12 protein-coding genes are annotated in these 15,352 nt (G+C 55.8%); 8 read left to right on the top strand and 4 right to left on the bottom strand.

All coding sequences use genetic code 11. From position 1 onward, the window contains the following. Positions 1 to 336: 336 nt before the first annotated feature. Positions 337 to 1,092, top strand: a complete 756-nt coding sequence (gene cobA / locus ABD920_RS06985; RefSeq protein WP_345157831.1) for a uroporphyrinogen-III C-methyltransferase — start codon at positions 337 to 339, stop codon at positions 1,090 to 1,092. Between the two features lie 35 nt (positions 1,093 to 1,127). On the opposite strand, the gene ABD920_RS06980 is transcribed toward cobA, so the two are convergent. Then, entirely contained in the window at positions 1,128 to 1,670 is a 543-nt protein-coding gene (locus tag ABD920_RS06980) for a DUF4136 domain-containing protein (protein ID WP_345157830.1), read from the bottom strand. Positions 1,671 to 1,915: 245 nt separating this feature from the next. Between ABD920_RS06980 and ABD920_RS06975 the strand changes: the two genes are divergently transcribed. Genes ABD920_RS06975 through ABD920_RS06955 form a run of 5 tightly spaced genes read left to right on the top strand, consistent with a single transcriptional unit; the run spans position 1,916 to position 6,001 of the window. Next, entirely contained in the window at positions 1,916 to 2,788 is an 873-nt protein-coding gene (locus tag ABD920_RS06975) for an STAS domain-containing protein (protein WP_345157829.1), read from the top strand. A 7-nt stretch (positions 2,789 to 2,795) separates the two neighbouring features. Next, a complete protein-coding gene (locus ABD920_RS06970; protein WP_345158156.1) occupies positions 2,796 to 3,206 on the top strand; it encodes an STAS domain-containing protein in 411 nt (136 codons plus the stop codon). Then, entirely contained in the window at positions 3,190 to 3,603 is a 414-nt protein-coding gene (locus ABD920_RS06965) for an anti-sigma regulatory factor (RefSeq protein ID WP_345157827.1), read from the top strand. The genes ABD920_RS06970 and ABD920_RS06965 overlap by 17 nt, the downstream gene beginning before the upstream one ends. Continuing rightward, complete coding sequence (locus ABD920_RS06960; RefSeq protein WP_345157824.1) at positions 3,593 to 4,639, top strand: ATP-binding protein; 1,047 nt, start codon at positions 3,593 to 3,595, stop codon at positions 4,637 to 4,639. The genes ABD920_RS06965 and ABD920_RS06960 overlap by 11 nt, the downstream gene beginning before the upstream one ends. A 6-nt stretch (positions 4,640 to 4,645) precedes the next feature. Next, a complete protein-coding gene (locus tag ABD920_RS06955) occupies positions 4,646 to 6,001 on the top strand; it encodes an ATP-binding protein (RefSeq protein ID WP_345157821.1) in 1,356 nt (451 codons plus the stop codon). 138 nt (positions 6,002 to 6,139) lie between these two features. On the opposite strand, the gene ABD920_RS06950 is transcribed toward ABD920_RS06955, so the two are convergent. Further along, complete coding sequence (locus ABD920_RS06950; RefSeq protein ID WP_345157819.1) at positions 6,140 to 6,580, bottom strand: response regulator; 441 nt, start codon at positions 6,578 to 6,580, stop codon at positions 6,140 to 6,142. Between the two features lie 512 nt (positions 6,581 to 7,092). On the opposite strand from ABD920_RS06950, the gene ABD920_RS06945 reads away from it, so the two are divergent. After that, positions 7,093 to 7,359: a sll1863 family stress response protein gene (locus ABD920_RS06945; protein ID WP_345157818.1), complete on the top strand. Its 267-nt coding sequence runs from the start codon at positions 7,093 to 7,095 to the stop codon at positions 7,357 to 7,359. A gap of 60 nt (positions 7,360 to 7,419) precedes the next feature. Here the strand turns inward: ABD920_RS06945 and paaN are convergent, their stop codons facing one another. Further along, positions 7,420 to 9,093: a phenylacetic acid degradation protein PaaN gene (paaN, locus tag ABD920_RS06940; RefSeq protein WP_345157817.1), complete on the bottom strand. Its 1,674-nt coding sequence runs from the start codon at positions 9,091 to 9,093 to the stop codon at positions 7,420 to 7,422. A 266-nt stretch (positions 9,094 to 9,359) separates the two neighbouring features. Between paaN and ABD920_RS06935 the strand changes: the two genes are divergently transcribed. After that, positions 9,360 to 12,665, top strand: a complete 3,306-nt coding sequence (locus tag ABD920_RS06935; protein WP_345157815.1) for a S8 family serine peptidase — start codon at positions 9,360 to 9,362, stop codon at positions 12,663 to 12,665. Between the two features lie 131 nt (positions 12,666 to 12,796). Here the strand turns inward: ABD920_RS06935 and ABD920_RS06930 are convergent, their stop codons facing one another. Then, positions 12,797 to 15,073, bottom strand: coding sequence for an aconitate hydratase (locus tag ABD920_RS06930; protein ID WP_345157813.1), 2,277 nt, complete (start codon positions 15,071 to 15,073; stop codon positions 12,797 to 12,799). Between the last annotated feature and the right edge of the window lie 279 nt (positions 15,074 to 15,352).

Here is a 15,352-nt window from a genome sequence, read left to right as displayed (position 1 = left end):
CTATTTATAAAGGTGACACCCCTTACATTTACAGAACCTATACCAAAAGCATATATAAGCTATTCAAAATTGAAATATACCGTAAAATTAACGAGTTTGATACTGAGTGAGTAACTAATCATCTGTAAAAGTTCGGCTCGGATGGGAAAAACCCCCAATAGCTGGAGTCATGAAGTGCCGGTGCGGCGGCACAGAAGGGCCTAACTGGTTTGAAGCTAGCAAGTGAAAGCCTAAATTTGTAGCCGACACACCCTTGCATGCCTGGCAGCACGACAGGCCAGCGAAAGTAATGCGATGAAAAAGTATATAAACCACCTGCAGGAAGCATGAGAAGATATGCCTGACCAAATGACAATGCCCGAACTATATATCATGGGGGCCGGCCCCGGCGACCCGGAACTGATTACTGTAAAAGCCTACAAGGTATTGCAGCGGGCCGACGTGGTGCTCTTTGATAACCTGGCAAACAAGGAACTGCTGGACATCACAAAACCCGCATGCGAGCACATATATGTGGGCAAACGACCCTATGACGCCTTCACATCGCAGGAGGCGATACATGAACTGATCAGGGAAAAGGCTTTCAGCAAAGGGATGGTGGTGCGGCTAAAGGGCGGAGACCCCTATATATTCGGGAGAGGCTTTGAGGAAGTGCTCTTTGCGCGGGAGCATGGCATCCGGACACACTATATACCTGGCATCACAAGCATGCAGGCAAGCGGGCTGCACGACATTCCGCTCACGCACCGGGCGGTGAGTGAGGGTATATGGGCCATCACGGGCACCAAGAAAGACGGCTCCTTGTCGGATGACCTGCGGCTAGCCATGCAAAGCAACGCCACCGTGGTGATCTATATGGGCATGAAGAAGGCGGCCGAGATTGCCGCCACCTATATGCACGAGGGCAAGGGCGATGTGCCTGTCGCGGTGATACAGCATGCCTCGCTCCCCCACCAGCGGTCTGTGACCGGGCAGGTGAAGGATCTGCCCGAACTGATCAGCTCAAACCACCTGACCCACCCGGCCCTCATCATCATCGGCTGGGTGGTAAGCGTACAGCAGGGCAGCCACCAGGGCTCAGGCACTCACTAACCTTATCCTATATATAGCCTTGCACCGAACGGACTCTAAGGCACCAGCCTGAAAAGCTTTTCCATGCCATCGGCGATCTGCTCCTGCAGTTTTTCCGGTTTGCTCCGCAGGATGGTTTCTGCCGTGCCCTGCCACACCAGCTCGTTCCGGTCCCTGTCCACGAGGTGCACCGATACGGTCCCTTCCTTGTAGCGGCCCACCTCCACTTCCTTGCTCCGCCAGGTATAGCGGCGCTGCCCAATGTAGTTCGGCGGGTCTGACCGGAGGTTCGTTTCCCGCGTCTGCACCTCCTCGTCTACCACCACGCCTATGTTTATGAGCAGATCAGGATCGGCGTTGGTGCGTGTCAGGCCGCGCTTCCCCAGTTGCGCGGCTATTTCCTGCTGCAGGTAATCGATCTGCGGCTGGTACGAGTCCCCTAAGCCGTCGCCGGAGGCATCCACTTCGTAGAAAGCAAAGGTCTTGTAATCGCTTAGCCGGAAATCAGCGGCAGGCTCGGTCTTCACCTGTATGGCTGGCGCGCAGGCCCCCAGCAGCAGCAGGAGCGGCAAAATACACTTGAAACAGGTCTTTCTCATTTCGCTCTTTCTCTATATATCTAGCTCCTGTATACGTAAACCAGCGGGGCAACAACAGATTCTTCAGCCGGCGCCCCGGCAGCATCCCGCTGGCCATGTGGCGCGCAAGTCATTTTCGCGTATTTTCTGAAATATATCCAGCGGGTATGTACAGCAGAATGTTTACCTTTAGCGAAAATATGACCCGTGGCCCACTGCTGCCGGCACCACATACACTATCTATTCGGAAACCATTTCGCGCAACCATGAACATAACGGCTCAATTAATACAGCGTAAGAAGAAAACCATCCTCGAAAGCTGGATCAGCAATCAACTCTCCGGGCACGGACTTCACGAAGACCTTATTTCGAACGAAGAGCTGCATAGGCAATCAGAGGAATTGCTGGATGAATTGGGCAAAGCCATGGCATCGGGCAATGTAGACAACATCTATGCGCTGGAGTATGAGCCGGTAACTGAAATCCTGTCAGACATTTCTATCACACGGGCGCGTCAGGGCTTTAGTCCGCGCGAAACCGGTTTATATGTGCTGAGCCTGAAGCAGGCCCTGGCCGAAACCCTCGAGCAGCAGCTGGCCGACCAGCCGGACCAGCTCTACAAGGAGATGATGACCGTGAACAGGCTCCTCGACGACCTCAGCGTCATCACGTTCGAGACGTTTATCAAAGGCCGGGAAGAGGTGATCCTGCGCCAGACCGATGAGATCAGCGAGATATCCACCCCGGTTATCCGCGTGTGGGAGGGCATTCTGGCCCTGCCGATCATCGGCACCCTGGACAGTGCCCGTACGCAGGTGGTGATGGAGAACCTGCTGCAGGAGATCGTGAACACGGGCAGCAACATCGCCATCCTGGATATATCCGGTGTGCCGGCCGTAGACTCGCTTGTGGCGCAGCACCTGATCAAGACCGTGAGCGCCACCCGCCTGATGGGCGCCGAGTGCATCATCAGCGGGATACGGGCCGAGATTGCGCAAACCATTGTGCACCTGGGCATCGACCTCTCCAACATCAAGACAAAAGCCACGCTGGCCAGCGCCCTGCAGCTAGCGTTCAGCATGAACAAAATAGAAGTGAAGTCTCAGGGAAGGATCATGAACTTCGGACTGAAGCGCTAATATGGAAATGGAAAGAATTCCGATACTAAAGATGGGCCCCTTTCTGCTGGTCACCATTCAGGTGGACCTTTATGACAGGCTGGCCCTGAACCTGGAGAACGACCTCATCAGCATGGTCAGCAAGACCAATGCCCGGGGCGTGCTCATAGATATTTCAGCGGTAAGCATCGTCGACTCTTTCATGGGCCGTATTCTGGGCAACATCGCCTCCATGTCGCGCATCATGGATGCCGAGACAGTGGTGGTGGGCATGCAGCCCGCTGTTGCCATAACGCTGGTGGAGCTCGGGCTCACGCTGCAGGGCGTGTACACGGCACTGGATGTGGAAAAGGGCATGGAGTTGCTTCAGGACAAAATCGGCCCTGACCAGGTGCAGGAGCAGGACGAGGTGGAAGAGCCGGATGATCGTACTGACTAAGGACACGATGCAGATCGTGCGGGAGCAGGACGTGGTCCTTTTCCGCAACCGGGTGCGCGAGTTCAGTACCAAAATCGGGATGAGCCTCATTAACCAGACAAAGCTGATCACGGCTGCCAGCGAATTGGTCCGCAACATGCTCAAGTATGCAAACGGCGGTCAGGTCAACATCGAAATCATCAGCAAGAATGCCCGGAGTGGCATACGATTAACTTTTATAGACGAAGGGCCCGGCATTGCTGACATTCAGCAGGCCATGCGGGATGGCTTCTCGACCGGTAAAAGCCTTGGCCTCGGCTTACCCGGGGCCAAGCGGCTTGTCAATGAGTTTGACATACAGAGCAGGCCCAACGAGGGCACCCGTGTCACCGTTACCCACTGGAAAAATGGACGTTAATCAGCACCAGCAGTTTTTAATCCCTGACAAGAGCTACTCCAGTATAGCGAAGCGGGACGTTACCCGCCTGGCCGAAAGCTACGGTTTCTCCCCCGCTGATGTGGGCAAGGTGAACATCGTGGTCGCGGAACTGGTTACGAACTTGGCGAAGTTTGCCACTGAGGGCGGGGAGCTACTGGTAAAACCAATAGGCAGCCCCATTACCGGCATCGAGGTAATTTGCCTCGACAGCGGCCCCGGTGTGGTGGATTCGGCCCGCATGCAGGAAGACGGCTTCTCTACTTACGGCTCGGCAGGTGAAGGCATGGGGGCAATCAGAAGGCAGTCCGATGAGTTCGACATCTACTCCCAGCCCGGCGTTGGCACCGTCGTGTTTTCGAGGATATATAAAAGCGGCAGAAAGAAGCCTCCGGCAGCCGCGGAAAACGCCCCCCGCTACGAGGTAGGGCACGTGCTGGTGCCGAAGCCGGGCGAAATCGTTTGCGGCGATGGCCTCGCCCTGGTACAGCGCGATGCGAATTTATACCTGCTGGCCCTGGACGGCCTTGGCCACGGGTCAAACGCCCATGAGGCTTCGAAACAGGCGGCACAGCATTTCCTGGCCTGCCCGGAGTCCTCCCCCAGCGAGGCCCTGCGCCACATACACGACAATATCAAGCGCACGCGTGGCGCCGTGGGCTTGGCGGCCAACATCAGTGGCAGCACACAGAGCATCCGTTACTGTGGCATCGGCAACATCGCCGGCAAGCTCTTTACCTTGGACGGGAGCATGGCCGGCGCCTCCTACAAGAACATTATTTCCTATAACGGCATTCTGGGGCACAACATCCCCACCACCATCAGCAACCAGCAACTGGACTGGGAACGGAACAAGGTGCTGGTGCTGCATTCCGACGGGCTCAGGTCACGGTGGGATCTAACCAGGTTCCCTAACCTGATCCGTCATCACGCCACCACCATCGCCGCCGTTTTATATAAGACGAACAGCCGGCTGACAGATGATGCCCTGGTTATAGTGTGTAAAGGCAAAATATAACAAGAGATGTCGCGTAGTATCCTAAAGATTAACATTGCGAATGAGCTGGACGTGGTGCTGGCTTATAAGCGGGCCATGCAGCTGTCGGAGCGGCTGGGTCTGGCGCAGGTAAACCAGACAAAGTTTGCCACCGCCGTCTCAGAGATCTGCCGGAACGTGGTAGAGTATGTGGGCAGCGGCAGCATACAGTTTTGCCTGATGGAAGAGGCCGGCGCCAACTACCTGGAGGCGATGATTACGGACAGGGGCCGCGGCATCGGCAACCTCGACCATATTCTCTCCAAAGCAGCCCACGCCCCCACCGGCCGTGGCTCTGGTATTATCAACTCCAAAAAGCTGGTGGACTCCTTTTATATAGAGAGTGATTTTGAGAAGGGCACCCGGGTGATGCTTCGGAAGCGGCTGCCTTCCCTGGCCCCGAACGTATCAAAGCAGCTGCTCGACAACTGGGTGGTGGAGTTTGACCAGGAGCTGAACATCTCGCCTTATGCTGAGATCAAAAAGCAGAACATGCAACTACTGGAGGTGCTGGAGCAATTGGGCATCCGCAACACCGAGGCAGAACAGCAACTGCAGGAGATCAGGCGGCTCAATGCCAGGCTGCAACAGTCCAACGACGAGATAAACATGCTGTTACAGGACCGGAACAGGAAAAACACTCAGCTGCACCTCGTAAACGAAAACCTGGATGCCTTCGCCCACACGGTATCGCATGACCTGCGTGCGCCGCTGCAGAACATATATGGCATTGCCATGGCCCTGGAGGCCTGTATTGACGCCGAGCAGCCTGAGGAGGCGCTGCTCGTGCTGCCATTGCTGCGCCAGCAAGCGCAAAAAATGGACCGCCTGATCACAGGCATACTGGCCTATTCGCTGGCCGGCCGGCAAAGCATCCAAAAGAACCAGGTGGACCTGTACACGCTGCTGCACCAGGTAGTGTCTTCTTTCAAATTACCCGCCGGTTTCAAGGTGCATATTCCGCAGGAACTGCCGGTGCTGCATACCGAGGAGATCTTCCTGTTCCAGGTTTTCAGCAACATCATTGGCAACAGCATCAAACACCACGACAAGCCTGCGGAGGCACAGGTATATATAGCATGTGAGGTAAAAGAGGACTTCATTTTGTTCACGGTCCAGGACAACGGCCCGGGCATACCGCCCCATAAGCAGCAGGAGGTGCTGCACCTGTATGAAGCCGATAGCAAAACCCCAAGGCCTTTCTCTTCGGGCCTTGGCCTGTCCATCGTCAAAAAGATAATACAGGTAAAGGACTGCAAGCTGTGGATTGAATCAGAGGGGCGTGGCAGCCGCTTTCACTTTACATGGCCCACCAACGAGATCGTTCCGGAAAACAGCATCTAACGCCATGCACGGGCGTATTTATATATAACCCCTGAACTCCCGGCGTTCGCATATCCCAATGGAGCCGAACCTGTGTTATACGACAAGAGGCGCAGCAACCGAATGCTGCGCCTCTTGTCGTATAGCAGGCGATATATGCTACTGTTTCCTTACCTTAAAAAAGTCACTCAGGATTTCACGGACATCGTGCTTGGTGAGCGCCTTTGAGAAATGCCTTTTCACTTTCCTGAAGCTCTTGAGCCGCTCCAGGTCATAGAAGCTGGCCGAGGATGTGAGCATGAGGATGATCATATGGTCTCCCATGTCAAGCCCGCGCCGCTCGTACTCCTCCAGGAAGGTGAAACCGTCCATAACGGGCATCTTGATGTCCAGGAAGATCAGGTCGGGGCGCTTAAACGCGGGGTCAAGCGGCGAGGCATAGGCGTTGGATAAATAATCAATCGCTTCTTTCCCGTTTTTGAGTATCCGGATTTCCCGGGCTACCTCCATTTCATTCAATAAGCGTTCGTTCAGATAGTTGGTTGTCTCATCGTCGTCTACTAGCAGCACCAGATCCAAAGGAGTGTTATATGAATTCATTCTGTGTATATTTCTACCCTCAAAATTAATGTTAAAGATATAAGCAGCGGTGCCGTTGCCAGAGAGTCTGGTGCTCGTTAAAGTTAAGCCAAATATCGGGTACTTTGGCTTATTTTAAAAACACTTTTATTTCGTACATGCAACGCGAATTATAAAGCAGTGCGCTGGCGGTAATAGTTCCACATGCATAGCAGTATTTATCCACACCGCAGGGCTTGCATAACGTGCTGGATTGGGAGCAAAGCCTGATCTATATACCCCAACCGATACCTCCGCGAACAGTCTGGGCACAAAGTCTCGGCATAAAAGGATGACGTGAAGTGACAGGATACGGTGAAAAACTGCCTGTGTTCTGATGACGGGATAAAATTGGGGCAATTACGCCACAAGCCGGCGGATCGGTACATCCTTTTTGCCTCCAGATAAGTATTACAGATAGAAAAGCCTGACAAGGGCGCGTGTAGAACGAATTAACGAAAGCTATGGACCACTACCCTCTAAAACCAGAACACATGAAAGCGCCCGCTCACCTGACGCGTGAGGAGATACAGCAGAGCCTGGAAGAGCTGGACAGTAAAATAAAAGTGCTGAAAGGGAGAGCAAACGCCACCGCCGCCGACTCAAACCACACCTACCACCAGCACATTGCCGGCCTGGAGCGGAAACGGGAATTAATTGCCTCCAAAATGGCCACTGCCGAAGACAACCAAAGCACCTGGCAGGAACTGCGCGAAGGCCTCGATAACCTGAAGGACGACCTCACAAATTTATTCAAGTAGCCATACAAAAGCCCCTGCAGCTCGTGCTGCAGGGGCTTCTTGCTTTTCTTCGCTTTCTTTTCAGCCTGCCGCAGGCTCCCGGAAACCAACCCAGGTAAAACGCTTGATCACAAACTCCGGGTTTGTAAAAGAGGCGTTCCCCGCCGGGTTCCCACCGGTCACGTGGAAGTCGGAGAAGCTGGCATTCTGATTCACATAGATGCCGCCCGTCAGGTTAAACGACACCGGCGTACCGGCCAGCCCCATCTCATCCATAATCTGCTCTTTCACATCCGGGTCGGTGGTGTAGGCCCCGCAGGAGATAGCGCCGTAATTCTGCGCCATCTCTTTCGCGATCTGGATCGACTGCGCCGTGTCCCTGGTTTTGATCACCAGCACAATGGGCCCGAACAGCTCCCGGCTGTAGCTTTCCTTCTCGGTGGCGTCCACCTCATATATAACCGGGGTGCAGGTGCGGGCGTTGGCAAACATTGGGTGCTGGAACTCGCAGGTGCTGAGCACCTCTTTGCCTTTTAGCGAGGCCGCGTCTTTGACGCGCGCAGCGGTAGCCGGGTTTTGTATAGCACCGAGTATATGCGGGCCCGCCTTTGGGTTATTTACCAGTGCTGTGACGGCATCTGCGATCTTCTGCACCACCTGCGCATACGGCACTGTTTCGCCGCCCGCCTTCACGCCGCCCGCCGGCACAAAGAAGTTCTGCGGCGCCGTGCACATCTGCCCCGAATACAAGGTAACGGAAAAGGCCAGGTTCTGTGCCACTTTATCGATGTCATCCACCGAGTCCAGAATGATGGAGTTGACGCCAGTTTTCTCCGTGAAGGTGGTCTTGCCCGGCAGGCTTTCTATATAGTTGCCGAACTCCGTGCCACCGGTATAGTCAATCAACTTTACTTTCGGGTGCTCGGCCAGGTCTTTTGTGATCAGATGGTCGTCTGCGTCCACCCCCAGCTGGCAGATGTCCGGGTTCAGGCCGTTTTCCTGCAGCACCTTCTGTACCGCTGCCACCACAATGGCAATCGGCAGCACGGCTTTCGGGTGCGGCTTGATGATGACCGGGTTACCCGTCACCAGGCTGGCGTACATGCCGGGCACGGTGTTCCAGGTGGGAAAGGTGGCGCAACCGATCACGAGGCTCACGCCTTTAGGCACGGCTCTCCAGGTCTTGTTCAGTTTAAGGTTGTACTTGCCCATCGGCTTCTCCCAGGCCGCGGCCTCCGGAAAACGGGTCTGCTCCTCAAAGCCGGCGGCGACGGCCTCCAGCGCACGGTCCGCTGCGTGTGGCCCCGATGCCTGGAACGACATCATATAGGCCTGGCCAGTGGTGTGCATGGTGGCGTAGGCAATCTCGAAGAAGCGGGTTCTAAGGCGCTCCAGCGACTCCACCAGGATGGCCGCTCTGTCGGCAGGCTTTACCTTGCGCCACTGGTGATAAGCCTCCTCAGCACGCGAAACCAGGGTTTCAGGGGAGAAGAAAGGGTATTTCACGCCCAGGGGCTGCTGCTCGTACGGCGACTCCTCCTGCCCTACCCAAGCTTCCGGGTCCTGCTGCAGCAATTCCTCAAACTTCTGGTTCAGATGCGCCTTGTACTTTTCGCGGCCCTCCTTATCGGCGTGCTCGCCGTATACGTCCGGAGAGGGGTTCTCGGGGTAGTGAGCAAAGAAGGTCCGCTCATGCAGGGCACGAACCGCCGTATCGATAGTAGACTGATGCTTATCCACTAAATTTAAATTCATAGTAATTCGCTTATATAATAGAACATATATACTTTAATTCCGTACTTTTAGCAGGTTAAATCTTGTTTTTAAGTTATAATTAATAGTATATTTATTATAGGCATAAACACAGGATTTTTGTACTGCATTAGGGAAAGATACGTAAAAAATTGGTAAGGATATGGCAGCGTGTCAAAATCAACCCGCAGCCCTTAATCCCGTACCAGACGTTACCCTGGCGCAGCATCCAGACATCGTTGCACTAAAAATTTAGCTGATTTGATTGCATGTTTACCCAACTAGAACTGCTGAAGCGTGGCCTCTGCACCCTACTGGTGGCGCTTGTGTTTATGCCCCTGCTGTACGCACAGCGCCTGCCGGGAACCGGAACCGGGGGAAAGACGGTGCCGCGCACGGTGGTGTACAAACTGAAGCCTGGCTATGGCCAGATGGCCCGCACTACCCAGCGCACTGGCAGCACCCTGCAGTCGGCTCTGCAGCGCGTGGGCGCCAAAGTGCCGCGGCAGAAGTTCCCGGGGCAGGAGACAGCCCAGGCCACTAACAGCCGCAAGGCCGCCCCTGCCGTAGACCTCTCCCATATATATGAACTGCAGTATCCCGACAGCCTTACCCTGGAGCAGGTGCAGCAGACACTGCTGGCGACGGGGGTGGTCACCTACGTGGAGCCGCTCTATCTACGGGAACCGCTCATCCAGCCCAACGACCCCTTCGCGGACTCAGTCACGACCCGGCAGTATTACCTGAAACTGGTGCAGGCCTATGAGGGCTGGACGGTGGAAAAGGGCGATACCAACGTGGTCGTTGCCATATTGGACACCGGCTTCGGGCTGACACACGAGGAACTCAGCACAAAGGTGAAGCACAACTACAGCGACCCGGTTGACGGCATAGACAACGACGGGGACGGCTATATAGACAACTTCTCAGGCTGGGACTTTGCCGACAAAGACAACAATGTATTTGACGACACGCCGTGGAAAGGGCACGGAACCGGCGTAGCAGCAGTGGCGGCCGGCGCCACCGACAACGCCAAGGGTATTTCCAGCCTCGGCTATAACACCAGGTTTTTGCCCCTGAAGGTATTCTCATCGGTCGCCAACGGCCCATTCGGTGGTTATGAGGCGATCGTGTACGCGGCCAATAAAGGCGTTAAGGTGATCAACCTCTCCTGGGGCGGTGAAGGGCAGTCGCAGTACGAGCAGGATATCATCAACTACGCCGTACTCGACAAGGACGTGCTGATCGTGGCCTCCGCCGGAAACACAAACAAGCTGGTAGACATCTACCCGGCAGCTTACAAAAATGTGCTGTCCGTGGGCGGCACCAACCCTAAAGACGTCAAGTACAAAGACCACACCTACAACTACCACATCGACCTGACCGCACCGAGCGAGAGCGTGTACACGGCCACCATGAGCAGCGACAACGCGTATGGCGGCGCCTATGGCACTTCCTTTTCCTCTCCCATTGTGGCCGGAAGCGCTGCGCTTGTCAGGTCGAAGTACCCGCAGTTGACGGCGCTACAGGCGGCAGAGCGCATCCGCGTAACAGCTGATGACATCTATTACCTGCCCGGGAACCAGCCTTTCCTGGAGATGCTCGGCAAAGGTCGGCTGAACCTGAAGCGGGCCCTCAGGGAAACGAACCTGCGGTCGGTGCGCTGCACCTCGTCGGGCCTGTCGCTGAGCACGCAGCTGGCCTATGCGGGCAGCAAGGTAGCCCTGGACGCCAGTTTTGTCAACTACCTTTCCCCGACCGCGGCCCTTGAGGTCACGCTGACTTCCGCCTCACCCTATGTGCAGGTGGAGCGGGGCACGCTGAGCCTGGGAAGTGTTGCCACCATGGCCACCGCCACCACCGGGCTGCGGCCGTTTATCCTGAATATTGCGGAAGAGGCCCCTGCCAACCACCTCGTGCGCCTGCGCTTCGGCTTTAAGGACGGCACCTATAATGATTTCCAGTATATCACGCTGGTCATCAACCCAAGCTTTGTGACACTGACGGCCAACAACCTGCACGTAACGCTGAACAATGTGGGAAACATCGGCTACAACGGCCTCAACTTTAAGCAGGGAGTGGGCGTGAAATACAAAGGCGGTCCTTCGCTGCTGTTCGAGGGAGGTCTGATGGTGGCCACAGACGCCGGCGCTGTTTCCGACAACCTGCACAACGACCGGTGGCTCAACGACGAGAACTTTAAATCAGCCGGAGCGGTGCGGCTGCATTACGACACCCCTCTCGCCACGCAGGAGGCCCGCACGCTGATGGCGGCCACAGGCGACAGGCAGGCGGGGGTAAGGGTAAAGCAGGTGGCCTCTGCCTGGATGGAAGCCCCGGATCAGGATTATATCATTGTGGAATACCAGCTCACCAATGTTACCCCGGACACGATCAAACAAGTGCACGCCGGCATCTACGCCGACTGGGACATCGGCAACTATATGCAGAATGCGGCCGCCTATGATACGCTGCTGCGCCTGGGCTACGCCTACAACACCTCCTCCGCCCTGCCCTACGCCGGCATTAAGCTGCTGACCCGGAACGCGCCCATCTACCACGCGATCGATAACATTGGCGGGAACGACTCGACCGTGACCGTGGACGACGGCTTTTCTGATGCTGAGAAGTACAAGGTGATCGCCAGGGGCATCAGCAGGAAACGGGCAGGCGGCAAGCGGGGCAACAACATCTCGCATGTGGTGGGAGGTACGATTGCCGGCCTTGCCCCGGGCGAGACACGGACTGTGGCGTTCGCCCTGCTGGCGGCAGACGACCTCGGTAAGCTGAAAACACATGCCGCGGCGGCACAGGCAAAGTACCAGGCCATTAAATCAGGGCCGCTGCCTACCGGTATCGTGCAGGGTATATGTGCGGGCGCGCCGGTTGTCGTCACGCCCGATAAAGGGAGCAACTTCCGTTTCTACGCCGATCAGGATAAGACAGAATTGCTGGGCTCAGGCGATTCCTTTCCGGCGGGTGCCCTCTACACAGACAAAACCATTTACGTGAGCAACGCCGACTCGCTTTTTGAAAGCAGGTCGGTGCCTTACTCTTATAAGATTCCGGCAGAAGCCAGGGCTAACTTTAAGCTGGCGCAGGCCTTTGGGAACATGGGCAAGGCAGTAAGCCTGCTGAACTTCAGCAAGCATGCCGCCAACCTGGCCTGGGACTTCGGGGACGGCACCTCCTCCACCGAGATTCACCCCACCCATACCTACCAGGAGGCCGGCTTATATACCATCACCCTGACAGCCACCGACAGCCTTGGCTGCGTGCAGAGCAGCACAAGTCAGGAACTGCAAATCTATGCCGACCACGTTACCCTCTACCCTAACCCGGCAACGGAGGTCCTTGCCCTTACCCTGACCGGGCCGCTCGACATGAGCAGCAACACCACCAGCCCGCAGCTTACTCTGACTGATATCACGGGCAAAGTTGTTTCGCCGCCCTATTCTGTCTCGGAATCAAACGTGCACTACGATGTCAGCAGGCTGGCCGCGGGCGTATATATTGCGCGCGTACTCTACAACAACACCAGCTACGTGGAGCGCGTCCTGGTACGGAACAGGTAAATCTGACGCTAAGGTTTAGCTATAAACTTACACCCATATATAACCATGGTATAAAACTACCAGGCCTATATAAAAAGAGAAGTCCTCCCGATCGGGAGGACTTCTCTTTTTATATATAAGAATGCGCGTGCCTAAGCGATGGCACCCTTTTCCTTCAGTCGGATCAGGTTGAGGGCAGAACCGGCTTTGAACCACTCAATTTGCCCCTGGTTGTAGGTATGGTTCACCATAAAGCTGTCCTGGCTGCCGTCTTTGTGGTGCAACACCACTTTCAGCGGCTGCCCTTCCCTGAAATCGGTCAGGCCAAGGATATCAATGGTGTCGTTTTCCTCGATCAGGTCGTAGTCAGCTTTGTTGGCGAAGGTAAGCCCCAGCATGCCCTGCTTCTTCAGGTTGGTTTCGTGGATACGCGCGAATGACTTCACGATCACCGCGCGAACGCCCAGGTGGCGCGGCTCCATGGCAGCGTGCTCACGGGAAGAGCCCTCGCCGTAGTTCTCGTCGCCTACCACTACCGTGCCGATGCCGGCCGCTTTGTAGGTACGGGCAGTGGCGGGAACCGTATCGTAGCCGCGCGTCATGTCGTTATATACTTTGTTCGCCTCGCCGTTGAAGGCGTTCATGGCCCCGATCAGCATGTTGTTGGAGATGTTGTCGAGGTGGCCACGGTACTTGAGCCACGGGCCTGCCATGGAGATATGGTCGGTCGTGCACTTGCCCTGTGCCTTGATCAGGAGCCTCAGGCCTTTCAGGTCTGTGCCTTCCCATGGCTTAAAGCCCTCCAGCAGTTGCAGGCGGTCAGACGCCGGGTCCACTACCACATCTACCTGGCTGCCGTCTTCCGCAGGGGCTGTGTAGCCAGCGTCTTCCACGGCGAAGCCCTGTGTTGGCAGCTCAATGCCCCTCGGCTCATCCAGCCGCACCTGCTCACCGTCCTCGTTTGTCAGGGTATCGGTCAGCGGGTTAAATGTTAAATCTCCGGCGATGGCGAACGCCGTCACGATTTCAGGCGAAGCCACGAACGCGTGCGTGTTCGGGTTACCGTCGTTGCGCTTGGCGAAGTTACGGTTAAACGAGGTGATGATGGAGTTTTTGCGGGTCGGGTCGTCGGTATGGCGGGCCCACTGGCCGATGCACGGGCCGCAGGCGTTTGCCAGCACCACGCCGCCCATCTCTGCAAACGTATCCAACAAACCGTCGCGGGCGGTGGTGTAACGCACCATCTCGGAACCAGGCGTGATCGTAAACTCGGCCTGCGCCACCAGTTTCTTCTCCACAGCCTGTGCTGCAATAGAGGCGGAGCGGGTCAGGTCTTCGTAAGAGGAGTTGGTGCAGGAACCGATCAGGCCTACTTCCAGCTTGGCCGGCCAGCCGTGCTCTTTCACGACAGCCGCAAACTGGGAGATGGGCCACGCTGCGTCCGGCGTGAAGGGGCCGTTCACATGCGGCTCCAGTTCAGAAAGGTTGATCTCGATCAGCTGGTCATAGAAAGCAGCCGGGTCAGCCAGCACTTCGTCGTCTGCACGCAGGTGCTGGGCCACTTCATCCGCCATCTCTGCGATCTCCTCACGGCTCGTGGCCATCAGGTACTCCCGCATTTTAGGGTCATAGGCGAACACGGAGGTGGTTGCCCCGATCTCAGCGCCCATGTTACAGATCGTGCCTTTACCCGTGCAGGACATCGACTCGGCACCCTCGCCGAAATATTCCACGATCGCGCCTGTACCGCCTTTTACCGTCAGGATACCGGCCACTTTCAGGATCACGTCTTTCGGTGAAGTCCAGCCGCTCAGGCGGCCGGTCAGCTTTACGCCAATCACTTTCGGGAACTTCAGCTCCCAAGGCATGCCGGCCATTACGTCCACGGCATCAGCACCGCCCACGCCAATGGCGATCATCCCCAGGCCACCGGCATTCGGTGTGTGCGAGTCCGTTCCGATCATCATACCGCCCGGGAAAGCGTAATTCTCCAGCACCACCTGGTGGATAATGCCCGCACCCGGCTTCCAGAAGCCAAGGCCGTATTTGTTCGACACCGACGCCAGGAAATCATATACTTCTTTGTTCTCTGTGTAGGCGTCCTGCAAGTCAGCGTCGGCGCCAACGCGTGCCTGAATCAGGTGGTCGCAGTGTACTGTAGAAGGAACCGCCACGGTCGGCTTTCCGGCCTGCATGAACTGGAGCAAGGCCATCTGTGCCGTGGCATCCTGCATGGCTACCCTGTCCGGCGCGAAATCCACGTAAGACTGGCCGCGCTCGTGTGCCCCTGTCGCCGGACCTTCGTAAAGGTGCGCGTACAGGATTTTCTCTGTCAGGGTGAGCGGTCTGCCAACTCTATTGCGTGCAGTGGATATCCGCTCGGCCATACCGGCATATACTGCCTTGATCATTCCTAAGTCAAATGCCATAGTTTTGCTATTGTTAGTGTTTTTTAATGCTTCTTGATGAAGTTCACAAATGTACGAAATCTATATATCTTGAAAAACATTAGCCCCCATGAATATAGGCGGTTACCTAATGTTGTGTTCCCTGTGTGCGGCATGCAGAAATTAAATACAGATGCTGTATTTTTGCGCACGCATATTTTTTTAAATGTTTACCGCATGAAACATCATTTTCTTAATACCCCTGCCAGCCTTATTTTGTTTTTGACAATTATAATATCACAACTGCTAAGCGCCTGCAAC

The organism is Pontibacter saemangeumensis (assembly GCF_039541895.1).
Lineage (GTDB): Bacteria > Bacteroidota > Bacteroidia > Cytophagales > Hymenobacteraceae > Pontibacter > Pontibacter saemangeumensis.
Note: the sequence above shows the minus strand (reverse complement) of the source record. Positions and strands in the feature narration are given on the sequence as shown.

Coding starts and splice junctions, on each gene's coding strand:
- ABD920_RS06975 (WP_345157829.1), top strand. CDS start 1,916: ATGAACATAACGGCTCAATTAATACAGCGTAAGAAGAAAACCATCCTC.
- ABD920_RS06930 (WP_345157813.1), bottom strand. CDS start 15,073: ATGGCATTTGACTTAGGAATGATCAAGGCAGTATATGCCGGTATGGCC.
- ABD920_RS06980 (WP_345157830.1), bottom strand. CDS start 1,670: ATGAGAAAGACCTGTTTCAAGTGTATTTTGCCGCTCCTGCTGCTGCTG.
- cobA (WP_345157831.1), top strand. CDS start 337: ATGCCTGACCAAATGACAATGCCCGAACTATATATCATGGGGGCCGGC.
- ABD920_RS06960 (WP_345157824.1), top strand. CDS start 3,593: ATGGACGTTAATCAGCACCAGCAGTTTTTAATCCCTGACAAGAGCTAC.
- ABD920_RS06965 (WP_345157827.1), top strand. CDS start 3,190: ATGATCGTACTGACTAAGGACACGATGCAGATCGTGCGGGAGCAGGAC.
- ABD920_RS06955 (WP_345157821.1), top strand. CDS start 4,646: ATGTCGCGTAGTATCCTAAAGATTAACATTGCGAATGAGCTGGACGTG.
- ABD920_RS06945 (WP_345157818.1), top strand. CDS start 7,093: ATGAAAGCGCCCGCTCACCTGACGCGTGAGGAGATACAGCAGAGCCTG.
- ABD920_RS06950 (WP_345157819.1), bottom strand. CDS start 6,580: ATGAATTCATATAACACTCCTTTGGATCTGGTGCTGCTAGTAGACGAC.
- paaN (WP_345157817.1), bottom strand. CDS start 9,093: ATGAATTTAAATTTAGTGGATAAGCATCAGTCTACTATCGATACGGCG.
- ABD920_RS06935 (WP_345157815.1), top strand. CDS start 9,360: ATGTTTACCCAACTAGAACTGCTGAAGCGTGGCCTCTGCACCCTACTG.
- ABD920_RS06970 (WP_345158156.1), top strand. CDS start 2,796: ATGGAAAGAATTCCGATACTAAAGATGGGCCCCTTTCTGCTGGTCACC.